The sequence below is a fragment of the Sulfitobacter sp. THAF37 genome (assembly GCF_009363555.1).
GTDB lineage: Bacteria > Pseudomonadota > Alphaproteobacteria > Rhodobacterales > Rhodobacteraceae > Sulfitobacter.
The window spans coordinates 1303550-1324940 of record NZ_CP045372.1; the positions used below are offsets into that span (position 1 = coordinate 1303550).

The 21391-nt window shown below is 64.2% G+C and carries 23 protein-coding genes; 8 read left to right on the forward strand and 15 right to left on the reverse strand.

All coding sequences use genetic code 11. The annotated features are described in order from the left end of the window. Window positions 1-27 precede the first annotated feature (27 nt). Window positions 28-1113, reverse strand: coding sequence for an A/G-specific adenine glycosylase (gene mutY / locus FIU94_RS06470; RefSeq protein WP_152465001.1), 1086 nt, complete (start codon window positions 1111-1113; stop codon window positions 28-30). 84 nt (window positions 1114-1197) lie between these two features. Here mutY and FIU94_RS06475 point away from each other — a divergent pair, with 84 nt between their 5' ends. From FIU94_RS06475 to FIU94_RS06485, 3 genes are read left to right on the forward strand one after another with little or no spacing between them, the layout of a single operon-like run. Further along, window positions 1198-1704 (forward strand): DUF721 domain-containing protein, encoded by a 507-nt coding sequence (locus FIU94_RS06475; RefSeq protein ID WP_152465002.1) that lies wholly within the window; start codon window positions 1198-1200, stop codon window positions 1702-1704. A 21-nt stretch (window positions 1705-1725) separates the two neighbouring features. Next, window positions 1726-2397, forward strand: a complete 672-nt coding sequence (locus FIU94_RS06480) for a DsbA family protein (RefSeq protein WP_152465003.1) — start codon at window positions 1726-1728, stop codon at window positions 2395-2397. Further along, window positions 2397-3509 (forward strand): CaiB/BaiF CoA-transferase family protein, encoded by a 1113-nt coding sequence (locus FIU94_RS06485; protein ID WP_152465004.1) that lies wholly within the window; start codon window positions 2397-2399, stop codon window positions 3507-3509. The genes FIU94_RS06480 and FIU94_RS06485 overlap by 1 nt, the downstream gene beginning before the upstream one ends. Window positions 3510-3517: 8 nt before the next feature. Here FIU94_RS06485 and lpxK read toward each other — a convergent pair whose 3' ends face one another. The 6 genes from lpxK to FIU94_RS06515 form a co-directional block, all read right to left on the reverse strand. Next, window positions 3518-4507, reverse strand: coding sequence for a tetraacyldisaccharide 4'-kinase (lpxK, locus tag FIU94_RS06490; RefSeq protein WP_172975859.1), 990 nt, complete (start codon window positions 4505-4507; stop codon window positions 3518-3520). After that, window positions 4507-5736, reverse strand: coding sequence for a 3-deoxy-D-manno-octulosonic acid transferase (locus FIU94_RS06495; protein ID WP_152465005.1), 1230 nt, complete (start codon window positions 5734-5736; stop codon window positions 4507-4509). Before FIU94_RS06495 ends, lpxK begins: the two co-directional genes overlap by 1 nt. Window positions 5737-5743: 7 nt before the next feature. Continuing rightward, window positions 5744-5986: a DUF4170 domain-containing protein gene (locus tag FIU94_RS06500; RefSeq protein ID WP_152465006.1), complete on the reverse strand. Its 243-nt coding sequence runs from the start codon at window positions 5984-5986 to the stop codon at window positions 5744-5746. 51 nt (window positions 5987-6037) lie between these two features. Next, entirely contained in the window at window positions 6038-6814 is a 777-nt protein-coding gene (locus tag FIU94_RS06505; protein WP_152465007.1) for a 3'(2'),5'-bisphosphate nucleotidase CysQ, read from the reverse strand. After that, a complete protein-coding gene (locus FIU94_RS06510) occupies window positions 6801-8147 on the reverse strand; it encodes a TldD/PmbA family protein (RefSeq protein WP_152465008.1) in 1347 nt (448 codons plus the stop codon). Before FIU94_RS06510 ends, FIU94_RS06505 begins: the two co-directional genes overlap by 14 nt. Before the next feature lie 160 nt (window positions 8148-8307). Then, window positions 8308-9834, reverse strand: coding sequence for a DUF2125 domain-containing protein (locus tag FIU94_RS06515; RefSeq protein WP_152465009.1), 1527 nt, complete (start codon window positions 9832-9834; stop codon window positions 8308-8310). A gap of 147 nt (window positions 9835-9981) precedes the next feature. Between FIU94_RS06515 and FIU94_RS06520 the strand changes: the two genes are divergently transcribed. Then, window positions 9982-10731 (forward strand): SDR family oxidoreductase, encoded by a 750-nt coding sequence (locus FIU94_RS06520; RefSeq protein ID WP_152465010.1) that lies wholly within the window; start codon window positions 9982-9984, stop codon window positions 10729-10731. Further along, window positions 10728-11339 (forward strand): enoyl-CoA hydratase/isomerase family protein, encoded by a 612-nt coding sequence (locus FIU94_RS06525; protein WP_152465011.1) that lies wholly within the window; start codon window positions 10728-10730, stop codon window positions 11337-11339. The genes FIU94_RS06520 and FIU94_RS06525 overlap by 4 nt, the downstream gene beginning before the upstream one ends. 124 nt (window positions 11340-11463) lie before the next feature. Here FIU94_RS06525 and FIU94_RS06530 read toward each other — a convergent pair whose 3' ends face one another. Beyond that, window positions 11464-11769 carry an HNH endonuclease gene (locus FIU94_RS06530; RefSeq protein WP_152465012.1) on the reverse strand — a complete coding sequence of 102 codons (306 nt, stop codon included), beginning with the start codon at window positions 11767-11769 and terminating at the stop codon, window positions 11464-11466. 122 nt (window positions 11770-11891) lie between these two features. Here FIU94_RS06530 and FIU94_RS06535 point away from each other — a divergent pair, with 122 nt between their 5' ends. Then, window positions 11892-13070, forward strand: a complete 1179-nt coding sequence (locus FIU94_RS06535) for a TIGR03862 family flavoprotein (protein ID WP_152465013.1) — start codon at window positions 11892-11894, stop codon at window positions 13068-13070. Window positions 13071-13278: 208 nt separating this feature from the next. Here the strand turns inward: FIU94_RS06535 and FIU94_RS06540 are convergent, their stop codons facing one another. The 5 genes from FIU94_RS06540 to FIU94_RS06560 form a co-directional block, all read right to left on the reverse strand. After that, on the reverse strand, window positions 13279-13872 hold the full coding sequence (locus FIU94_RS06540) for a glutathione S-transferase family protein (RefSeq protein WP_152465014.1): 594 nt from the start codon (window positions 13870-13872) through the stop codon (window positions 13279-13281). Window positions 13873-13883: 11 nt separating this feature from the next. After that, entirely contained in the window at window positions 13884-14882 is a 999-nt protein-coding gene (gene holA / locus FIU94_RS06545; protein ID WP_152465015.1) for a DNA polymerase III subunit delta, read from the reverse strand. After that, the gene (gene lptE, locus FIU94_RS06550) at window positions 14879-15361 is read right to left on the reverse strand and encodes an LPS assembly lipoprotein LptE (RefSeq protein WP_152465016.1); all 483 of its coding nucleotides are present in this window, start codon (window positions 15359-15361) and stop codon (window positions 14879-14881) included. Before lptE ends, holA begins: the two co-directional genes overlap by 4 nt. After that, a complete protein-coding gene (gene leuS / locus FIU94_RS06555; RefSeq protein WP_152465017.1) occupies window positions 15348-17894 on the reverse strand; it encodes a leucine--tRNA ligase in 2547 nt (848 codons plus the stop codon). Before leuS ends, lptE begins: the two co-directional genes overlap by 14 nt. An 86-nt stretch (window positions 17895-17980) precedes the next feature. Next, entirely contained in the window at window positions 17981-18472 is a 492-nt protein-coding gene (locus tag FIU94_RS06560) for a DUF3576 domain-containing protein (RefSeq protein WP_152465018.1), read from the reverse strand. Between the two features lie 289 nt (window positions 18473-18761). On the opposite strand from FIU94_RS06560, the gene FIU94_RS06565 reads away from it, so the two are divergent. Together FIU94_RS06565 and FIU94_RS06570 are read left to right on the forward strand one after the other, a co-directional pair. Further along, a complete protein-coding gene (locus FIU94_RS06565; RefSeq protein ID WP_152465019.1) occupies window positions 18762-19718 on the forward strand; it encodes a porin in 957 nt (318 codons plus the stop codon). A 103-nt stretch (window positions 19719-19821) separates the two neighbouring features. Continuing rightward, the gene (locus FIU94_RS06570) at window positions 19822-20475 is read left to right on the forward strand and encodes a YggS family pyridoxal phosphate-dependent enzyme (RefSeq protein ID WP_152465020.1); all 654 of its coding nucleotides are present in this window, start codon (window positions 19822-19824) and stop codon (window positions 20473-20475) included. Window positions 20476-20484: 9 nt separating this feature from the next. On the opposite strand, the gene FIU94_RS06575 is transcribed toward FIU94_RS06570, so the two are convergent. Both FIU94_RS06575 and FIU94_RS06580 read right to left on the reverse strand, forming a co-directional pair. Continuing rightward, on the reverse strand, window positions 20485-20979 hold the full coding sequence (locus FIU94_RS06575; RefSeq protein ID WP_152465021.1) for a L,D-transpeptidase: 495 nt from the start codon (window positions 20977-20979) through the stop codon (window positions 20485-20487). Next, complete coding sequence (locus tag FIU94_RS06580) at window positions 20976-21386, reverse strand: GFA family protein (RefSeq protein WP_152465022.1); 411 nt, start codon at window positions 21384-21386, stop codon at window positions 20976-20978. The genes FIU94_RS06575 and FIU94_RS06580 overlap by 4 nt, the downstream gene beginning before the upstream one ends. Between the last annotated feature and the right edge of the window lie 5 nt (window positions 21387-21391).

A 21391-nucleotide genomic window follows, 5' to 3' on the forward strand; every position in this document is an offset into this window, starting at 1 on the left:
CATTCCTTACCGCAGCTTGCTGCACGATCATAGGCTCTGAAGGGCGGCGGCCTGCGACAAATCGAACGCCTTGCGCATCACCGTGGGCAGGTCGGAGGGGCGGAAATCGCTCCGCGTTACGAAACGCCCCCGCTCAGCCGCGGCATCCATGCCGACCGTCGCAGTCCTGATGGACAGGATCAGATGGAAATGGGTGAATGTATGGCGCACCTCGCCATTCAGATCCCGCCATTCGGCATCGACCGGCGGGGTGCCCTCGGGGCGATCCGTGTCGATGTCGTGCCAGTCCGATCCGGGCCACCCCAGCATTCCACCCAGCAGCCCCTTTTCCGGCCGCGTCTCCAGCAGCCAGGCGCCGTCGGTCCGCTGCGCCAGGTACAGGGTGCCATGCCGCACGGGTTTGGGCTTTTTCGGGGTTTTCATTGGCAGCAGGGGGGCCGTTCCCTCGGCTCTGGCCGCGCAGGGCGTCCGCCAGGGGCAGATGCCGCAGGCGGGTGATTTCGGCGTGCAGATCGTCGCGCCAAGGTCCATCACCGCCTGGGCGTAATCGCCGGGCCGGTCGCGCGGTGTCAGCTCTGCTGCGCGCGCCATGAGCGCCGGTTTGGCGGCGGGCAGCGGCGTATGGATATCGTGCAGCCGTGCCATGACCCGTTCCACATTGCCGTCAAGCACCGTGTAAGGCAGGTCGAACGCGATGGAGGCGACAGCGGCGGCGGTATAGGGCCCAATCCCCGGCAGGGCCAGCAGCGCGTCGTGATCGGCGGGAAAGGCGCCGCCGTGCCGGTCCACCACCGCCCGCGCGCATTTCAGCAGATTGCGTGCCCGCGCGTAGTACCCCAGACCGGCCCATTCGCCCATCACGTCGGCATCCTCGGCGGCGGCCAGGTCCGCCACGGTGGGCCAGCGCGCGACAAAGCGTGCAAAGTAGTCGCGCACGGTCGCGACCGTCGTCTGCTGCAGCATGATCTCACTCAACCAGACGCGATAGGGATCGGGCAGGACACCGGCCTTGCGCTCCGCCGGTCCGGTGCGCCAGGGCATGCTGCGGGCATGAACGTCGTACCAGTCCAGCAGGATACGCGGCAAGTCGCCGGGTGGAGATGTTTCACGCAATGTTGACGGGTCCTCGGGCGGTGTTGGGGTGGTGTTGATGTGTCAGACCGTTATGGTATGCGCCAGGATCGGAGATACAAGCCCATGCCCCCCCGTCGCACCGGAACCTACGGTTTCAAACGCACTGACAGCCTGCTGTCCGGCCAGATCCGGAAGGCCTCCGAATCGCGGGGGTTCGCGCAGTCGCGGCTGCTGACCCAATGGGTGGAAATCGTGGGGCAGGACATCGCCGCGATCAGCCAGCCGGTCGAGGTCAGCTATGGCCGTGGTGGGTTCGGCGCGACGCTGACCCTGCTGACCACCGGTGCCAATGCGCCGATGCTGGAGATGCAGAAGGAACAGCTGCGCGCCAAGGTGAATGCGGTCTATGGCTACAACGCCATCGCGCGGGTGCGCATTACCCAGACAGCTGCGACCGGTTTCCAGGAGGGTCAGGTGGCGTTCGGCCACCGCAAGCCCGCCACCAAGGCCGAGCCCGATCCCGCCCTGCGCGAGAAGGCGGCGGCCACCGCCGGGCAGGTGGCGGACACCGGATTGCGCGATGCCCTTGCACGTCTGGGCGAGAACATATTGAACAGGAACAACCGCTGAAAAGCACTAAAGGAAGACCACATGAAACGTAGAAATCTGATTCTGGGCGGTGTCGCCGTTGCGGGCCTGGGCGGCTGGGCTCTCACAAGCAATCTGTCGCAGCCTGGCTCGACGGCCATCGTCGGTGCGGCAAACGCGCAATCGACCGAAGCCGATGTCGATACCTCCAGCATCCGCGAAATGGCCATTGGCGATGCCGATGCGCCGGTGACGATCATCGAATACGCGTCTTTCACCTGTCCGCATTGCGCCGCTTTCCATCAGGGGCCGTTCAAGCAGCTGAAGTCCGAGTATATCGACACCGGAAAAGTGCGGATGATCTACCGCGAAGTCTATTTCGACCGCCCCGGTCTCTGGGCGTCGATGGTCGCCCGCTGCGGCGGCGAAGAGAAGTTCTTCGGTATCGCCGATCTGATCTACAAGGGGCAGTCCGACTGGGCCCGCGCGGGCGAACCGACCGCAATCGTAGACGGTCTGCGCAAGATCGGACGTCTGGCAGGCATGGACAATGAGACCCTGAACGCTTGCCTGCAGGACGCGGAAAAGGCGCAGACCCTGGTCGCCTGGGAAACCCAGAACCGTGAGGGCGATGACATCACCTCGACCCCCAGCTTCCTCATCAACGGCACCAAGCAGTCGAACATGTCCTATGCAGACTTCAAGGCGCTGATCGACGCGGAACTCGACGGCTGATGGAAGCGCCCCTTGCTGGTCTGAAGGTCGTTGAACTGGCCCGGATTCTTGCCGGACCATGGGCGGGGCAAACCCTGTCCGATCTTGGCTGCGACGTGGTCAAGGTGGAAAGCCCGGCGGGTGACGATACCCGCCAGTGGGGCCCGCCCTTCATCACACGCGACGAGGATCAGTCGGCCAGTTACTTTCACTCGACCAACCGCGGCAAGGAGTCGATTACCGTCGATTTCCGCACCGACGCAGGCGTTGCCCGGGTCAAGGCGTTGCTGGCCGACGCTGATATCCTGATCGAGAACTTCAAAACCGGCGGGTTGGCCAAGTATGGTTTGGACTATGACAGCCTGCGTGAAGAGTTTCCGCATCTGATCTACTGTTCGATCACCGGCTTCGGGCATACCGGGCCCTATGCTCACCGCGCAGGCTACGATTTCATCATTCAGGGCATGTCGGGGCTGATGTCCGTGACCGGAGAGCCGGACCGCCAGCCGCAGAAGTCGGGCATGGCGATCACCGACATTTTCACCGGGATCTACGCGACGACGGCGATCCTTGCCGCCGTTCACCAGCGCAGTCGTACCGGCAGGGGGCAGCATATCGACATGGCGCTCCTGGATTGTGCCGTCTCGATCATGGGCAATCAGGCGATGAACTATCTGACCACGGGCAAGGCGCCAAACCGCATGGGCAACGCCCATCCGAACCTGACGCCATACGAGGTTTTCGAATGTTCGGACGGACATATCATCATCGCGACCGGAAACGACGGCCAGTACCAGCGCCTCTGCCGTTTGCTGGGTCTCGACGACATGGCGCAATCGCCCGACTATACCAAGAATGCCGACCGGGTCGCGAACCGTCCCGAGATGATCCGCCGCTTGAATGCTGCGACGTGCCTGCGCAGCCGTGACGATCTGCTCGCCGCCTGCGAACAGAACAACGTGCCGGCCGGGCCGATCAACGACCTGTCCGACGTGATGGCGGACCCGCAGGTGGTCGCGCGGGGTATGCAGATCGAACTGGACGGCGTGCCGGGCCTGCGCTCGCCGTTCAGCTTTTCGGACGCGAAGCTGGCACTGCATCGCCCTGCCCCGAAACTGGGTGAGGACAACTGAACCGGGCGTCAGTCCGGCCTTGGCAGCGCGTCCAGCGCCGCAAACAGGGGGTTGTCTTCTGCCAGTTGCAGCCGCACGGGCAGCGTGATCACCTTGCTCCGGAATGAGGCGGGCAGCCTGACCGCATCCTTCTCTGTGGTGACAAGCTGCGCGCCCCGTGCGGCGGCATCCGCCTCCAGCCGGGTCATCAGTGCGGACGTCAGCGGCTGATGATCGTCCAATGCCTCGGCATGCACGAGTGTCGCGCCCAGACCTCTGAGCGTGGAAAAGAACTTTTCCGGATGACCGATTCCGGCAAAGGCAAGTGCGGTGGTGTCGTCCCAGCTCATTCCCGTCTGGAGGGGCGCGAGGGTGGCGCGCGCATGCGGCAGGTGCGCCGGCAGGTCAGGTGCGGTGAATTTTTCCTGGGCGGCGGCGTCGCCGATCGACAGCAGCAGATCGGCGCGCTGCAGCCCGGTCGCCACCGGTTCGCGCAGCGGACCGGCAGGCAGGCACAGCCCGTTGCCAAACCCCTTCTCCGCGTCGACCACCACGATGGCGAGATCATGATGCAGGGCCGGGTTCTGAAAGCCATCGTCAAGGATGACCACGCTTGCCCCGTCTGCCTGTGCGGCCCGCGCCCCGGCGGCGCGGTCACGCGCGACCCAGACCTCGGCGAAAGCGGCCAGCAGCAGCGGCTCATCCCCGACCTGGGCCGCCGTATGGCGCGCAGGGTCCACCCGGACCGGTCCCTCCAGCGTGCCGCCGTACCCGCGCGAGACGATGTGCGGCGTATGAAAAAGACCGCGCAGGTGTTCGACCACGGCCATGACCGTGGGGGTCTTGCCGGTACCGCCCGCGTTGATGTTCCCGACGCAGACCACCGGCACGGCGAGCTTTTCGCGCCGTCCCTGCGCCAGCCTGCGCGCGGTGGCCTGCGCGTAAACTGCGCCCAGGGGCTGTAGCAGGCGCGCGCGCCAGTCGGGCTGCGCCTTGTGCCAGAAACCAGGTGCCCGCATCAGCCCTCCCTCACCTTGTCGTCCAGCGCGTCCTGCACCAGATCGGTGACGCGGTCCATCAGGGCAGCGCCCTGGCTGATCACGTCCCATCCTGCATGGGCCATGGTCGCCGCCTGGTCAGGGGCGATCAGGCGCGATACCGCAGTGCCGAGCGCATCCGCGTCATTTACGATGCGCGCCGCCCCCGCTGCCGCGAGCCGGGTATAGGACCCCATGAAATGCCGCACCTTCGGGCCATAGAGTACGGCGGACCCAAGTGCTGCGGCATCAAAGGGGTCACAGCCGCTTTCACCCTGCACCAGCGAGGACCCGAGAAAGGACACCGGTGCGAGCCGGAAGAACAATCCCCGGTCGCCTGGGTCGTCGGTGATTACCACCTGGGTCGTCTCGTCGGGAAAGGTGCCATCGCTCCAGTTCACGGTGGCAAAGCCGCGCGACTGGGAAAGCGCCACGGCTTCCGCGCTTGTTCCCTGATCCGCGGGCTGGAGCACCAGAAGCAGCCGGTGCGACAGGCGCATGGCCTGCCGGTGCGCCGAGAGCACCGTGGGAAACTCCTTGAGCTGCAACTGGGTCGCGAACCAGACAGGCCGGCCCGCGATGACGGCAGAGAGATCGGCAAGATCGGAGTCGGCACAGGGCAGGGCCTGCCCGCCCGCCATGAGGGGAGACGTCACCGCGACGGCGCGCCGCGGCAAGCCCAGGTGCAGCAATCGCTTCAAACCCGCCTCTGAGCGGGCCAGAACGAAATCGAACTCCGACAGCAGCCGGTAGGTCAGGTCGGACAGCCACCGGTCCCGACGCCCGTCGAAGCCGCGGCTGTCCGCGTCGATCAGGAACAGGGTGCAGCCCCGCGCAGCGGTCTCCAGCACCAGATTGGGGCGCAGCGCGCCCCAGACCCAGATGCAGCAATCGGGTTGCCAATGCGCATGGAAAGCCTGGACAGCCGCGGTGTGTTCGCCGGGCACGGGCTGGACGATGATCTGGCCACCTGCCTTGGGCAGCGCGGCTGCGGTGTCCTCGTCCTCTGGCAGGGTGATCAGCACGTTCAGATCGGCCCGTACAGCACATAGCCGCATGGCAAGGTCATGAACCGCCAGCAGGTTGCGGCTCTCGGCGGCGTGTATCCAGACCAGTTCGCCCTCCGGACGCGGCAGGTCCGGCGGCACCACGTCGCCACCGCCACGCCGGACCATGGCGCGGTACGCCGCAAGCCCCAGCGATCGGCTCATGTCGGGATCAGCCCAGCTCTTCGGTCGGGGATGCGGGGGCTTCTTCGTCCCGAAGCCGATGCAGGTGGGCGATGAAATAGCGCATGTGCGCGTTATCCACCGTCCGCTGGGCCTCGGTCTTCCAGGCGTCGTAGGCGCTGGCGTAGTTCGGATAGATGCCGACGATGTGGATGTCATCCACGTTCTTGAACGCGGTTTCCGTGGGTTTCACCAGTTCACCGCCGAATACGAGGTGCAAACGCTGTGTCATTGGATGTCCTTTGTCACGTGGGAGTGTTCCTGTCGTACCAGATGGCGCGGTTCAGGCAAGGGCGGCGATCAGCGCCGCCTGCGTCGGGGCGCCGCCCGCAACAACGCCGTCCAAACGAGGGTCCGCATTGTTGAATACCAGCGGTTGACCCCTTTGGTCGGAACAGGTGCCGCCTGCCTCGGTCACGATAAGTGCGCCCGCGGCGATGTCCCATTCCCAACTCCGGCGAAGCGTGATCATCGCATCGAAACGGCCCTCCCCCACCAGCGCGAGCCGGTATGCCAGCGAAGGCCGGTAACTGCGCTTGAAGGTCGGGGCGTTGCCCGAGTGCCAGAAGTGGTCCATCAGCGCAGGCTTCGCAGCCAGAACGGTCGTCCGCGACAGGTCGGGCTGCTGCCCCGCGCAAAGCGTCGCGCCGTTCAGCGTTGCCCCCAGACCCTTGGCGGCGGCATATAGCTTGTCACGCAGCGGCAGGTAGACAACCGCCGCCGTGATCGTTCCCGCCTCGGCGACCGCCAGCGAATGCGCCCAGGTGTTGGAGCCTTCGACGAAACTGCGGGTGCCGTCTATGGGGTCGATGATAAAGACCCGGTCCTTTCCCAGCCTTTCCGTAGTGTCCTCAGTCTCTTCCGACAGCCAGCCGTAATCGGGCCGGGCAAGCCGCAGTGTAGTCTGAAGGACATCGTTCACCGCCAGGTCGGCCTCTGTCACGGGACCCGCGTCGCCGGGTTTGTCCCAGCGGCGCGCGGTCTTGCCGGCAAATCCGGTAGCGACCCGCCCGGCGATGCGTGCGGCGTCGATCAGCAGAGGAAGATCATGCGCCGGCAAGGGTCATTCCCGGCACAAGCAGCGAGGGCACCACACGGCTCAGATGGGTCCGGGCATCGTTTGCGGGCACAATGGCACGCAGCATATCGCGCAGATTGCCCGCGATGGTGCATTCATTGATCGCATGGGTGATTTCACCATTCTCGACCCAAAGGCCGCTGGCACCGCGCGAGTAATCCCCGGTATTCGGATTTATGGTAGACCCGATCATCGAGGTAACGATCAGCCCGGTTCCCATATCGCGGATCAGGTCGTCCCGGCTGGCCTCGCCCTGGGTCAGCGAGACGTTGAAGACGGTGGGCGACGGCCCGGATGAGGTGCCACGCCCCGCGTTTCCGGTGGGCGGCATCCCAAGTTTCCGCGCAGAGGCAAGGTCCAGCGTCCAGCCCTTGAGCACGCCGTTCTCCACGATCATGCGCCGCCGGGTCGGCAGCCCCTCTCCGTCGAAGGGGCGCGAGCCGCCGACGCGCGGCCTGTGCGGGTCTTCGGTCAGCGAAAGATGATCGGGAAGCACGGCCTCTCCCATGGCGTGGCGCAGGAAGGACGCGCCGCGCGCGACGGCATTGCCGTTCACCGCACCCAGAAGGTGCCCGATCAGCGAAGAGGCGACCCGTTCGTCAAAGAGCACGGGGAATGTGCCGGTGGGTGGCTTGCGCGCGCCAAGCCGGGCCAAAGCACGCTCTGCGGCGGTGCGGCCAATTGCATCGGCTTGCCGCAGATCGGACTGAAAGAGGCGGTTGTCGCCGTCGTAATCCCGCTCCATGCCCGTGCCGCTGCCCGCGATGGCGACGCAGGACAATCCCCGGTTGGTCCGGCCGAAGCCGCCCTCGAAACCGTTGCTGGTGGCGAGGAAAATCTGTTGCGCGCTGTAGCCCGCGCTGGCGGATTGCAGCTGGCTTACGCCCTTCACGGCAAGCGCGGCGGCCTCGGTCGCGGCAGCATCCTCCTGCAGCGCCTCGGGCGACGGCTCCGATGTGGGATCGACCAGTTGCAGCGCCTCGGTATCCCAGTCTTTGGCAAGCTGATCGGGCTCTGCCAGCCCGACATGGGGATCTTCCGGGGCCTCGCGCGCCATGGCGACAGCCCGTTCGGCCATCTCTGCAATGGTGCGGTCCGATGTGTCCGAAGCCGAGACCGTGGCGCACCGCTTGCCGACAAAGACCCGCAGACCGATATCCGTGCCTTCGGCCCGTTCCGCCTGTTCCAGCTTCCCGCCGCGTACGTCAACGGAAACCGATCTGGCCCGGACGGCCTTGGTATCCGCAGCGTCGGCACCGGCTTTTTCCGCGGCAAGCAATAGCGATTTGGTCAGCACTTCGAGGGGCTGTGGCATGTGGCAGGCTCCATTCGGGGTCCGCGCAGAGGTAATCCCCCACGCGCGTCAGGGCAAGAGCGGTCCCTTGCGGAGGAACCTCGTGCGCCGCAGCCGGGTGGCGGCAATGCGAAAGGGGCGCCGCCAGTGCCGCGCCCCCGTCAGGTCAAAAATGACCGTGTTACTTGATGCGCTGACCATTCGCGAGGATCTGGCCGTCCTCGGTGAATTCGATCTTGGAGGTCAGCGTGTCGGGCTCCCCGCCCGGCACCGCGAAAAGACCCATCATCATCCGGGCACCCATCGCCTGGTCCTGGGGCAGCAGGCCCATCGCCACCAGCTTGTCCAGCAGGCCGTTGCCGCCTGCAAGCGACAGATCGACTGCACCGACCGGTTTGGGCATGCCCGGAACGGTGGTCATATCCGAATTGTCGAACGTCACATCGCCCTTGCCCTCAAGTCGCGCCCCGGCGGCATCCACCACCAGCGTGTTCACGCTGAGGGCTTCGACTTCGCCCGGAGGGCCGGCAAGCTGCGCCGCGGCCTCGGGATCCATGTAGTCCACCAGCAGCTTTGCCTGGCCGCTGAGATCCAGTTCGACGGTCGCGGGATCGCGCGGCAACTGGCCCGTGGGGTCGAAGATTCCCCAGATCATGTCCGACATGACGAAATCGCCCAGCGTGAGACCAAGCGCGAAATCCTGCGCCTCGTCCGATTTTACCACCGGCGCCTCCAGCTTGAAGCCCGCACGCGCCATGCTGATGTCGATGGGGAACGGCAGGTCGGCCACCTTGACGTTCATCTTGGTATCTTTCTGGGAGCCTGAATAGGCAATGCCGTCGGGTCCCATCGAAACGCTCAGCTCGCCGCCCTGCGAAGACGTGGCGCTGGCGAAGTCGCCTTCTTCCTCATCCTGGAAATTGATGCCGGTGTTGCCCGACCCGTACGAGATGATACCCGACATATCGAAGCCTGCGGCGATCATCGCAGACATATCCGCCGCGCTGACGGTATTCAGCGGGATGGTTCCGGTGCCCTCAAGCGTCAGGTCCGACATGCTGCCCTGCATGGCAAGCTGGCCGGTCTGCTCGGGGTTATGCACGAAAAGGTCGTAGGTGACATCGCCGATCTGGCCGGTCTGCTCGTAGCTGCGGGTGTCGCCGATGGTCATTGTGGTGCGGCTGGTAAAATCGCTGGCGGTCACGTCGATCTTGGCATTCTCTTCGCCATAGCTCTTGCCGTCGACGATCAGCTCGGTCAGCTTCAGCCCGACAGTGCCGGCGTCATAGGCATACGTCATGTTTTCCGGGGTGCCGCTGACGATGATGCTGTGATCGGTTTGCAGGTAGTCCAGGTTAAGCGTGAAGCCGGGGTCAGTCGCGGTCCCGGTGGCGGACATCGACAGCGGCAGCCGGTCGGGCATGACGATGGCGACGGACCCGTCGCCGTTGCCGGTGAATTCGAGCGTGCCGATGATCATCGAGACTTCGCCGCCGTCCTCCGGCATGGGCATGTCCATCTTCAGATCGCTGACCGTCAATGTCCCGCCAGCCGCGTTTTCCGACGCGGTGATTTCATAGCCCATGCCTTCCATGTACTGGCGCCAGTCGCCCCAGACCTGTTCGGGCGTCAGGTCGGCCCAGGCTGCGGTAGACAATAGCATCGCCGGAAGACCGACGCCGAGCGGGGCTGAGTTCAGATGGAACATGAGAATATCCTTATCGCAAATCTTGGCGAAGCCTCTGACAACGGGCGCGCGGGGTCAAGGGTGGTCTGGGCTGGACCATCCCATTTCACGGCTTTACCACAGGGCACGGACGCTATGCAAAACTTCCCCGAACCAAGGAGCACTTTCATGGACATGACCGGCAAGACAGTGATGATTACGGGTGCCAGCCGCGGCATCGGGGCGGAAACCGCGCGTGTCTTCGCCAAGGCGGGGGCGAATGTGGCGCTGCTGGCGCGGTCGCAAGACGCGCTGGCCGATCTGGTTGGGGAAATCGGTGACAAGGCCATCGCAATCCCTTGCAACGTGGCCCGCTACGGCGAGGTATCTTCTGCCGTGGCCACGACACTGAGCGCATTTGGCGGGCTCGATGTGCTGATCAACAATGCCGGTGTGATCGAACCGATCTCGCATCTGGCGGACGCCGATCCAGACGACTGGGGCCAGGTGATCGACATCAACCTCAAGGGTGTCTTCAATTGCATTCACGCGGTTCTGCCGGCACTGCGCGAGGCGGGTGGTGGATCGGTTCTGACGATCTCGTCGGGTGCTGCGCACAACGCGATCGAGGGCTGGAGCCATTATTGCGCCTCCAAGGCGGCGGTGAACATGCTGAACCGCAGTCTCGACGCCGAGGAGGCCCAGCACGGCATCCGTGCCATCGGCCTGTCACCCGGCACGGTCGCGACCCAGATGCAGCGAGAGATCAAGGCATCCGGCATCAACCCTGTCAGCAAACTGGCCTGGGAAGACCACATTCCCCCGGAATGGCCCGCGAAATGCCTTTTGTGGATGTGCGGTGCCGAGGCTGACAGGTTCAAGGGAAAAGAGATCTCGCTCAGGGACGAGGACATCCGCCGCGCGGTGGGTCTTGCATGATTTCATGCGACCGCAGCGGGGACATCTGGACCGTCACCATCGACCGCCCCGACAAGGCCAATTCACTGACCCACGCCATGCTGACCGAACTGGCCGAGGTGATGGAGGCGGCGCAGGTTGCCCGGGCTGTAATTCTGACGGGAAAGGGCCGTGTGTTCAGCGCCGGTGCCGATCTGGAGGCTGCGCGCGCGGGGCTCGCGACGTCCGATGTCTGGGAGCGTTTGTCAGGCGCCATCGCGGCGCTTCCGGGACTTAGCATCGCGGCGCTGAACGGGACATTGGCGGGTGGCGCGATGGGGATGGCACTGGCCTGCGACATCCGCATCGCCGTGCCGCACGCCAAGTTCTTTTACCCGGTGATGAAGCTCGGGTTTCTGCCGCAGCCCTCCGACCCTGCGCGCATGGCGGCGCTGATCGGCCCCGCGCGGACCAAACTGATCCTGATGGGTGGCCAGAAAATCACTGCGGACGAGGCTCTGACTTTTGGCCTGATCGACAGGATCGTCGAGCCGGATGCGCTGTGCGACCACGCCCGGACGCTCGCCGCCGACACGGTGGCCGCCAAGCCGGAGATCGCAACCGGGATCAAGCGGATGTGCGGCGCCTAGATCAGCGGCACAAACGGCACGTCGCAGGACGCCAGCATGAGGGCAGCCGCCAGGATAAGAACCGTTCGCATTTTGCTCTCCTTTGGTTGCGTCGGACCCTGAAGCCTGCGCGCAGCCGCGTCAACTACCGCTTGCGCATGCCGCCCGGCACTTTGGAGCGGAAGCCGGGGGGCCGCTTTGCCACCCAGGCGGCGAACTTCGCCAGCCTCGGATGCGCGCGCAGAGCCTCGGGCGTGTTGTAGCTGCGCGCCAGTTCGGTTTCGCTCAGCGTCGCGTGAACCTCGCGGTGGCAGATATGGTGCATCAGCACCGTTGGCCCGCCCTTGCCGCCACGGAGTTTCGGTACAAGGTGATGCAGCGACTGCGGCACATCGGGCGGAATTTCGCGGCCGCAAAGGGGGCATGTGGGGTGCGGCGCGGTCTTGATCATCTCAAATTCCTTGATACTCCGGGGCCGTGCAGGCATGAGGATGGCGTGTTTGCCGCAAGAAACAAGGTTCTGGTGATGGATATTGGCCTTTCTGCCCCGCTTCTTTTCCTGCGGGCGCCGGGATGAGCCATGCGGTGGTGATCGGGGCCGGCCCCGCGGGACTGATGGCGGCCGAGATGCTTGCATCAGCGGGCTGCAAGGTCACTCTGTGCGAGGCCAAACCTTCCGTGGGGCGCAAGTTCCTGATGGCCGGGAAATCCGGGCTGAACCTGACCAAGGACGAACCGGCACCTGAATTTCTGCAAGCCTACGCCGAGGCACGGGGTGCGCTGGAGCCGATGACTGCGGCGTTTGACGCAAGCGCCGTGCAGCAATGGGCGCGGGCGCTGGGGCAGGAGGTGTTTACCGGTTCGACAGGCCGCGTTTTTCCTGTCGCCATGAAGGCATCCCCGCTGCTGCGGGCCTGGATGGGTCGATTGGACGACTTGGGCGTGACGGTCCTGACCCGCCACGACTGGCAGGGTTGGCAGGATGGCGCGCTGGTATTTCGGACGCCGGAGGGTGCACTGACGTTGTGGCCGGATGTGACCGTGCTGGCGCTGGGCGGGGCGAGCTGGCAACGCCTGGGGGCGACCGGCAATTGGGCGAGGATCCTGAAGGACCGGGGCGTTGATTCGGCGCCCTTCGCACCGGCAAACGCGGGTGTGGCGATTGACTGGTCCGACCATATGACTCGGCACTTTGGCGCACCGATCAAGGGCGGCGCATGGTCTGCCGGTCCTTTTTCTTCGCGCGGTGAGGCGAGCCTTTCGGCCCGTGGGTTGGAGGGTGGCGGTATCTATTCGGTCTCGCGTGGGGTGCGCGAGGGGCATGCCCTGACCGTCGATCTGTTGCCTGACCTGACGGTGCCGGAGATCACGGCGCGGTTGTCCAGGCCGCGCGGGAAGGCGAGCCTGTCAAATCATCTGCGCAAGGTGCTGAACCTCACGCCCGCGCAGATTGCCCTGGTGCAGGAAATGGCCCGCCCGCTCCCGGATGGGCTGCGCGCCACCGCGCGTGTGCTGAAGGCGCTGCCGATCCGAAATACCGGCTTGCGTCCCATGGACGAGGCGATATCGACCGCTGGAGGCGTACCTTTCAGTGCGCTGGACGAGAACCTGATGCTGCGCGACCTGCCGGGGATCTTCGTGGCGGGTGAGATGCTGGACTGGGAGGCGCCGACCGGTGGATACCTGATCTCAGCCTGCCTCGCGACCGGGCGCTGGGCAGGGCAGAGGGCGGCAGCCTGGGCAAGAGCCTGACCAACTAGAATTCCTTCAGGCTGCGACATCCGGAAGGGGCGGTCACATCCTCGCCTGAAGACATGTCATATTTGACATGTCTTCTTAAGCGGATGCTGCAGAGCTTGGCGTAGGCGGCACAGCTTAGCGTAGGCCGCACGGCCACCGCTTTGAAGCGTCCGGTTCTGTATGAACGGACTTGCTGTGCGCTTCGCGCGTGAAACTGTCGCTATCCCGCGACCTTTTCCTGCGCCGCCTTGAATGCCGGGCGGTCCCGCATGGTTGCCGCCCAAGCCCCCAGTTTGTCGTTGATGCGCGGAAATTTAGCCCCGATGGACCAGTTCACGCAATGACAGGCGAGGATGTCGGCGTGGCTCATGTGCTCGCCCATCAGAAACGGCCCCTCCAGCCGGTCCGCCAACAGGTCGGCAGAGCGCAGGAACTCGGTTTTCAGGCTGTCCTTGATCTCGGGCACCCGGCGGTCTTCGGGAAAGACGAAGCTGTGCTTGGCCGCGGCCCACAGGATCGCGTCGAATTCGTCGATCAGCCAGAAGGTCATCGCGTCCTGCCGAGCCCGGTCGATGGTACCGGCGGGGGCGGTCAGCTTGCCGTGCTTGTCGCCCAGGTAGGTCATGATCGCCACCGAATCGGTCAGCACCGCGTCGCCGTCCACCAGCGCCGGGATCTTACCCAGCGGATTGTACTTCATCGCCTCTTCGGACCGCGGTCCGGCGTCCACCTGCTGATAAGCCTCGCCCAGTTCCTCCAGCATCCACATCACCCGGAAAGCCCGGGATTTCGTTGCACCGATCACTTTGTACATTGTCGTTCCTTTCAGCGTTGCGCTGCCAGCATGGCAAGGCGGATAAATGCGCGTTCTACCAGTGCCAGGGCCGGGGCTGTCTGCGCGGCGGAGCGCAGGGTCAGATCCGTCTCAGTCAGGACGGTCAGTGCGGTTTCCAGCTTTGCCGCGCCCCAGGCCTTGGCCTGTCTGATGGCGCGGTCGCGGTCGCGGACCCCATAGACGGGCGCGCCCGGCGAAGCGGCAATCCGGTAGAGCGTGCGGAAATGGCGGATCGCCATGATTGTCAGGGTCACGGGGTTCACCCCCTGACCCTGAAGCTTGTTCATCACTGGCCCGATTTCGCCCGCGCGGGCCTCGGCAATCACATGCAGGATGTCATCGACCTCTGCCTCGGTCGAGGTGGGCGCGCAGGCGGTCACGTCATCGCCGGTCAGCGGACCGGCATCGTTCAGCTTGTAGAGCGCCAGCTTCTCGACGGTCTGCCGGAAGTCGCCGGGGTCCAGCGTGCGGGCCAGTTCGCTCAGCGCGCCCATGGCGTCCGGCTCCGGGCGTAATCCGGCCTCCGCCAGCAGGCGCTCGATCTCGGCCCGGTCGGGCGGGTTGTCATAGATCGCGACCGCATAGGCGTTGGGATGGCTTTCGAAAGCCTTGCGGACCTTGGAAGTCTTTTTCAGATCGCCCCCCGACACGACGATCTGCGCGTCGCCCGGCTGCCACTCGGCCAATGCATCCAAGAGCGGCTTGGCGACATTGTCGTTCGCTTCTTCCACAAAGGCCGCGCGTGGGCCGGGAAAGAAACCGACCGCCTTGATCGCATCCATCAGCATCGCGGGATCCCGGCGCAGGTCTGCCGCCTGGATGCGGGTCAGGCGCATTTCCTCTTCCGCGTCAGGACCGAGCAGGGCCTTCAGGAATTCCTGCCGTTTCAGGGCGACACGCATCGCATCGCTGCCAAAGATCAGCAGCCCGGTCCTGCCCGCGTCAGGCTTGGCAAAATAACCGTTGGCCTCGCGCGGGGAAAGCTTCATGCCGGTATCCGGGCGGCGTAAAGTCTGGCGATGATCTGTTCCGCCAGGATGCGCATCAGCCGCTCTTGCGCGTCCTGCGCGCTGGCCAATGTGGCGACGGTGGTGCCAGTGGCGGAATAGCCGGTGAAGTTTTCCACCCGGCCCGAGGTCACGATCTGGCCGTTGTCCAGGTCGCGCAAGGCGAAATCCACCGCTCCTAGGAGATTGAAACGGGTGGTGTTGCCCGCCGGGTCGATCGCCAGACCCTCTTCGGTGGTGGCGATGGTCACCGCCAAGCCGAACCGCGCCGCGCCCGGACGGCCCAGCCGTTCTTCGATCTCACGGGTCAGCAGATAGCCGTTACGATCATCCGGCTCATCCACCAGCACCCGGTTGCGCAGCGCGCTGCCGCTGCCGCCGGGACCATACACAGGTTCGAACCCGCAGGCGGCAAGTGCCAGCGGGGCCAGCAACAGGCTCCGGCGGTCAAGCAACGACATTCACGATCCGTCCCGGCACGACGATGACCTTCTTCGGGGCGGCCCCGTCCAGGGTCCTGATGACAGCTTCGTGGGCCAGCGCGATCTTTTCAACCTCTTCTTTGGGAAGGTCCGCGGCAACCTTGATCTCGGCCCGGCGCTTGCCATTGATCTGGATCGGCATGGTGATCGTGTCATCCACGAGCATGGTGTCATCCGCCACGGGCCAGGGCGCCTTGACGATCAGCCCTTCGCCACCCTGGTGCGCCCAGATGTCCTCGCTGAGGTGAGGGGTCATGGGGGACATGAGCTGTGCCAGCGTCATGATCGCCTCGCGCTGGGCGGCATGTCCGGCCTTGGATTTCTGGAGGGCTGCGGTGAAGGCATAGAGTTTGGCGATGGCGGCGTTGAAGCCGAAGGATTCCACGCCCATCGTCACGTCGTGGATGGTCTTGTGCATCTGGCGAAGAAGTTCTTCATCCCCTTCGCCTGCGGCTTCGGAACTCATCGCCTTGATGCGGTCGCTGATGTTCCAGACGCGGGACAGGTGTTTGAAGGCGGCTTCGGCGCCGGAGGCGGTCCATTCGACGTCGCGCTCGGGCGGCGAATCGCTCAGCACGAACCAGCGCGCGGTATCCGCCCCGTAGTTTGAAATGATGTGTAGCGGGTCGACCACGTTCTTCTTGGACTTCGACATCTTGGCGGAGGGGATGACCTCCACTTCGGTGCCGTCCGCGAGTTTGCCATCGGTGACATCCTCGGGCAGGTGATAGACGGGCCGGCCATTCGCATCGCGGGTCTGATAGATCTCATGCGTCACCATGCCTTGCGTGAACAACGCATCAAAAGGCTCGATCGCGCTTTCGGGCAGATGACCTGTCACGTGCATCGCACGGGCGAAGAACCGCGAATACAGCAGGTGCAGGATCGCGTGTTCGATGCCGCCGATATACTGGTCCACGTTCATCCAGTATTCGGCGTCTTCCATGTTTGTCGGCGTTTCGGCGCGGGGTGCGGTGAACCGGGCAAAGTACCATGACGAATCGACAAAGGTGTCCATGGTGTCGGTTTCGCGCTTCGCCGCAGCACCACAGGACGGGCAAACACAGTCTCGCCAGGTCGGGTGCCGGTCGAGCGGGTTGCCCGGCACGTCGAAGCTGACGTCATAGGGCAGTTCGACGGGCAGGTTCTCCTTCTTCTCCGGCACCACGCCGCAGGCGTCGCAATGCACCACCGGGATCGGGCAGCCCCAGTAGCGCTGGCGCGAAAGGCCCCAGTCGCGCAGGCGGTACTTGGTCACGCCCTGGCCGACGCCGTTTTCCTCGCAAAAGCGAATCGCGGCGTCGATGGCTTCGTTTCCGGTTTGCCATTGCTCGCCGGCGAACCCCCTGTTGTAGAACACCTTGTCGGTCTTTGCCGGAACAAAGGGGGCTTTCAGCACCTCCGGCGCGTCCTCGGACGGCAGGAAGGTCGAAATGATCGGCAGGCCGTACTTGGTCGCGAATTCGAAATCACGCGGGTCATGCGCCGGGCAGCCGAAGATCGCGCCGGTGCCGTAATCCATCAGAATGAAGTTCGCGATGTAGACCGGCATCTCGTAGGCCGTGTCGAAAGGGTGACGGACCGTGATCCCGGTGTCATATCCCAGCTTCTCGGCTGTCTCGATGGCTTCTTCCGTCGTGCCGCCCTTGCGGCATTCGGCGCAGAATGCGGCGATCTCGGGGTTTTCCCGCTCCAGCACCTTGGCCAGCGGGTGATCCGGTGAAATGCCCACGAAAGATGCGCCCATCAGGGTGTCGGGGCGGGTGGTGTAGACATCTATCCGGTCGTGTCCTTCCGGTGCGCCGACCGTGGAAAAGGCGAATTGCAGACCCCGCGACTTGCCGATCCAGTTGGCCTGCATCAGCTTTACCTTGGCGGGCCAGTTGTCCAAGGAATCGAGTGCGTCCAGCAGTTCTTCGGAATGGTCGGAAATCTTGAAGAACCATTGGGTCAACTCGCGCCGCTCGACCAGCGCGCCGGATCGCCAGCCGCGGCCGTTTTCCACCTGCTCGTTGGCAAGCACGGTCATGTCAACCGGGTCCCAGTTGACCACCGCGTTCTTGCGGTAGACCAGCCCGGCATCGAGGAAGTCGAGGAACAGCGCCTGCTGCTGGCCGTAATACTCCGGATCGCAGGTGGCGAATTCGCGGGACCAGTCGATGGACAGGCCCAGCGGCTTCATCTGGCCGCGCATGTCGTCGATGTTGCCGTAGGTCCAGTCCTTGGGGTGGCCCCCGATGGCCATGGCCGCGTTCTCTGCCGGCATCCCGAAGGCGTCCCACCCCATCGGGTGCAGCACGTTGTGGCCCGTCGCGATCTTGTAGCGCGCGATCACGTCGCCCATCGTGTAGTTGCGCACATGTCCCATGTGGATGCGGCCCGAGGGGTAGGGAAACATCTCCAGCACATAATACTTTGGCTTGTCGGCAGAGCGCACAGCCTTGAAGATGCCGTCCTTTTCCCAGGCGTCCTGCCAGCGGGCTTCGATTTCAGCGGGGGTATAGCGTGTCATGGCGTGTGCCTTCGTTCAAACGGATCGCGCCGGGCTGTTGATGTCACAGGGCCCGGCGCGGGAAAGGTCGTGGGGGATGGTCGGGATCAGAACCTGTTGTCGGAAATTCGCATCTCGCGCGCGCGGGACAGGATCGCATCCTCGACCGCGCGGGTGGTCGCCGTGTTCACGGTCCGACCGTTGCGGGTCTGCAGCGCCAGGTTCAGCGACCGCGCGTCCAGCGCAGGATCGTCGATCAGCACCGTTGCGCGATACGCCGACCCGCCGCCGGGCGGTGTGCCGTAGCCGGTGATGATCACCCCCGTGAAGGGGTCGATGGATTGCACCGGCAGGAAATCCAGCACCTCAAGCGACGCCGACCACAGGTACTTGTTTACGGATACAGTAGTGTCGCCGCTCTTTCGGCTGAAGATCGACCAGATCGTGTTGTCCGGGTTGGTCTCGATGTTGTTGGGGTTGTTGGGGTTGGTATAGGTGTCGGGCCGGGCCGTCGCTTCGCGGCCCAGGCTGCCACAAGAGCCGAGGCTCGCGATAATGAGAAGTGCCACGGCACTTTTGCAAACGGTCCTGTACGCCATCTCAGCTTTCCTTTGCCTGTTTGCACAATGGTCTATCCAAGTGCTGCACCCACGGCAAGGCATATGTAGTACCGTGATTCCCCTGTCGAATATGGGTTTTGCGGCTCCGGTCTCCCCCGAAAAGGGTGGGTCGGCGACAAAACTGTGGCAAAGCTGCACCATTGACCGCGACATTGCCTCCGAGAGTTTCAGGCTTCTTGCCAGGACGGGGGGGTTGGGTGCAAACACCCTTCATACCCTTTCCGGATTCCCCGGTCTGGGCGTATGAATTCAAACCGAGGGAAAACTCATGAAAAAAGTTCTCTTCGCTACAACAGCCCTGGTCGCGACCGCCGGCGTTGCAGCAGCAGACGTTACTTTCGGCGGCTATGGTCGCTTTGGTATCCTGTACTCCGACAACGGCGTCACAGACACAACAAACATCACCAGCCGTTTCCGTCTGCAGATCGACGCAACTGCTGAGTCCGATGCCGGTGTGGTCTTCGGTGCCCGCGCACGCATCCAGCAAGACAACGACGACGCGGCTTCGCTCGACTCCGTTGGTACAGACGGTGACGGCGACGGCGACATCGACTACCGCGGCGACCGCACAGGCACCGGCATCAACGGTGTTCGCTTCTTCGCTCGCTCCGGCGGCCTGGAAGTCGGCGTTGGCAACATCTTCGGCGCGCTGGAATTCATGCCCGGCATGTACCCCATCGACCTGGGTCTGACCGGTCACTCGTATGACTACACCGCGTACAACTTCCGCGGTGACGCATACGACTCCGACGAAGAAGGCGCAGCTGGCCTGAACGGTGTCGAAGTCATGTACTCCGCTGGCGACCTGTCCGTGCACGTGTCGGCTTCCGACTTCAACGACCGCATCGCGGCCCACGTTGCTTACACATGGAACGGCTGGACATTCGCTCTGGGTGCTCAGGACTCCGACTCTGCACTCGACACCGAGTTCGCAGCATCCGTCGGCGGTTCCTTCGGCCCTGCCGATGTGACCCTGGCCTATGCCAAGAACGGTGACGACTCCCTCGTCGGCGGTGGCGACCACTGGGTTCTGGCTGGCCGCTTTGACGTTGGCGCAGCAACCGACGTTGAAGTCTATGTCGCAGACGCAGACTACTTCGCCGAAACTTCCTACGGTGTTGACTTCAACCACGATCTGGGCGGCGGTACCTCGCTGCGCGGCGGTATCTCCTCCACCGGTGCCGACGTGACCCTGGTTGACTTCGGTGTGCGCTTCAACTTCTAAGTTGAACTCATACTCGTGAGTTTGGGGCAGGCCTTCGGGTCTGCCCCTTTTCATTTGTGCCGTGCTGTTGTTCTGTGCACCCGACGACGGCAAGGGGAAGATCATGGGTTTGAACGACATCACCACCAGATTGGCCAAGGCCGAAGCAGACGCCGGGCGCGCTGCCGGATCGGTCACGTTGATCGCGGTCAGCAAGGTCCAGCCGGACGAAAGGGTGCGCAACGTGCTGGAACAAGGCCACCGCTGCTTTGGCGAGAACAAGGTCCAGGAAGCGGCAGGCAAATGGCCAGGGTTTCGCGAGGATTTCGCGGATGTTGAGCTACATCTCCTCGGGCCTCTCCAGACCAACAAGGCGCGTCAGGCCGTCACGCTCTTTGATGCGATCCATTCCGTGGACCGTCCCAAACTGGCCCGCACCCTCGCGCGGCTGGCGCAGGAGGAGGGCAGGTGTCCCGACCTCTTCATCCAGATCAACACCGGCGAAGAAGAGCAGAAAGCGGGCGTCATGCCGGCTGAGGCCGATGCCTTTGTCAGGGAATGCCAGGATCTCGACCTGCCTGTACGGGGCCTGATGTGCATCCCGCCGATTGATGAAGAACCTTCACTGCATTTTGCGCTGTTGGCCAAGATCGCCGACCGCAACGGGCTTGACGGTCTCTCCATGGGCATGAGCGCGGACTTCGAACGCGCCGTCGCCTTGGGCGCGACCCACGTCCGGGTCGGTTCGGCCATCTTCGGAGAGCGGGTACCGGGCTGAAGCCCGGCCTTATGGCACGATCAGCCGCATGTGGGGCCGGAGATTTCGGGCTATGGCGTGCAGGTCGGTCCGGCGCAGGCCGATGCAGCCTTCGGTCGGGTAGCCGGGCCGCCGCCATTGATGGATGAAGATGGCAGAGCCGCGCCCCGGCACGGCACTGGGCCAGTTCCAGTCCGTCAGGATGACGAGGTCATAGAGAGGATCGGCCCGCCGCAGCGCCTCGTGACTGAACGGATATGGCGCCCGGACCATGGAGTTATAATCCTTTGCCGCCGGGTCGTCCGACCACAGGTCGCCGGGTCTGATCGGGACAGCCCAGCCGGTGGGTCGGATCATCCTGTCAGGTCGATAAAGCATCCCGACGATCCGGTGCGTTCCGCGCGGCGTCGCGCCATCGCCCTCGCGCTTGGCCTTGCTAAGGCCACCGCGCCCGATGGTGCAGGGATAAAGTCTGTTCCGGAACCGCACCCCCAGCGGCGTCAGAACCATGTCGTCGGATGTCATTTGGGCGGCGGCAGATCGTTGAAACATGGTTTGCCTTCGGCGACAACGTGAAAGGGCTGCGCATCCTTCATGAAGATCGCAAAATCCGCATCGCCGTAATCACCGGCAGGATCGTCCAGCGTACCGGCTTTCAGGACGAGATAATCCCGGCCCGGCAGGCGCGTCGTCAGATGGGTTCCACAGGTGCCGCAGAATTGCCGGGTACGCGCACCTTCCAGGTCGTCGCGCGTGAACTCCGCCGGTGTTCCCTTGGTAAAGGCAAACCCATCCAATGGTATGGCCATCGCGAAATTTGGCCCCCCGCCAGAGATATACTGACACTCCCTGCAATGACACTGCAGTTTGAACACAGGAGCACCTGTCACCTCGAAGTGCAGCGCCCCGCAATAGCATCGCCCTTTCATCATCTGCC

What these genes read in the sequence shown, in the direction of transcription:
- leuS (WP_152465017.1), bottom strand. Translation starts at nt 17,894, where the DNA reads ATGACACGCTATACCCCCGCTGAAATCGAAGCCCGCTGGCAGGACGCC.
- FIU94_RS06540 (WP_152465014.1), bottom strand. Translation starts at nt 13,872, where the DNA reads ATGTACAAAGTGATCGGTGCAACGAAATCCCGGGCTTTCCGGGTGATG.
- FIU94_RS06560 (WP_152465018.1), bottom strand. Translation starts at nt 18,472, where the DNA reads ATGGCGTACAGGACCGTTTGCAAAAGTGCCGTGGCACTTCTCATTATC.
- FIU94_RS06570 (WP_152465020.1), top strand. Translation starts at nt 19,822, where the DNA reads ATGGGTTTGAACGACATCACCACCAGATTGGCCAAGGCCGAAGCAGAC.
- FIU94_RS06515 (WP_152465009.1), bottom strand. Translation starts at nt 9,834, where the DNA reads ATGTTCCATCTGAACTCAGCCCCGCTCGGCGTCGGTCTTCCGGCGATG.
- holA (WP_152465015.1), bottom strand. Translation starts at nt 14,882, where the DNA reads ATGAAGCTTTCCCCGCGCGAGGCCAACGGTTATTTTGCCAAGCCTGAC.
- FIU94_RS06510 (WP_152465008.1), bottom strand. Translation starts at nt 8,147, where the DNA reads ATGCCACAGCCCCTCGAAGTGCTGACCAAATCGCTATTGCTTGCCGCG.
- FIU94_RS06480 (WP_152465003.1), top strand. Translation starts at nt 1,726, where the DNA reads ATGAAACGTAGAAATCTGATTCTGGGCGGTGTCGCCGTTGCGGGCCTG.
- FIU94_RS06520 (WP_152465010.1), top strand. Translation starts at nt 9,982, where the DNA reads ATGGACATGACCGGCAAGACAGTGATGATTACGGGTGCCAGCCGCGGC.
- FIU94_RS06475 (WP_152465002.1), top strand. Translation starts at nt 1,198, where the DNA reads ATGCCCCCCCGTCGCACCGGAACCTACGGTTTCAAACGCACTGACAGC.
- lpxK (WP_172975859.1), bottom strand. Translation starts at nt 4,507, where the DNA reads ATGCGGGCACCTGGTTTCTGGCACAAGGCGCAGCCCGACTGGCGCGCG.
- FIU94_RS06575 (WP_152465021.1), bottom strand. Translation starts at nt 20,979, where the DNA reads ATGACATCCGACGACATGGTTCTGACGCCGCTGGGGGTGCGGTTCCGG.
- lptE (WP_152465016.1), bottom strand. Translation starts at nt 15,361, where the DNA reads ATGTCGTTGCTTGACCGCCGGAGCCTGTTGCTGGCCCCGCTGGCACTT.
- FIU94_RS06565 (WP_152465019.1), top strand. Translation starts at nt 18,762, where the DNA reads ATGAAAAAAGTTCTCTTCGCTACAACAGCCCTGGTCGCGACCGCCGGC.
- FIU94_RS06530 (WP_152465012.1), bottom strand. Translation starts at nt 11,769, where the DNA reads ATGATCAAGACCGCGCCGCACCCCACATGCCCCCTTTGCGGCCGCGAA.
- FIU94_RS06525 (WP_152465011.1), top strand. Translation starts at nt 10,728, where the DNA reads ATGATTTCATGCGACCGCAGCGGGGACATCTGGACCGTCACCATCGAC.
- FIU94_RS06535 (WP_152465013.1), top strand. Translation starts at nt 11,892, where the DNA reads ATGAGCCATGCGGTGGTGATCGGGGCCGGCCCCGCGGGACTGATGGCG.
- FIU94_RS06500 (WP_152465006.1), bottom strand. Translation starts at nt 5,986, where the DNA reads ATGACACAGCGTTTGCACCTCGTATTCGGCGGTGAACTGGTGAAACCC.
- FIU94_RS06580 (WP_152465022.1), bottom strand. Translation starts at nt 21,386, where the DNA reads ATGATGAAAGGGCGATGCTATTGCGGGGCGCTGCACTTCGAGGTGACA.
- FIU94_RS06485 (WP_152465004.1), top strand. Translation starts at nt 2,397, where the DNA reads ATGGAAGCGCCCCTTGCTGGTCTGAAGGTCGTTGAACTGGCCCGGATT.
- FIU94_RS06495 (WP_152465005.1), bottom strand. Translation starts at nt 5,736, where the DNA reads ATGAGCCGATCGCTGGGGCTTGCGGCGTACCGCGCCATGGTCCGGCGT.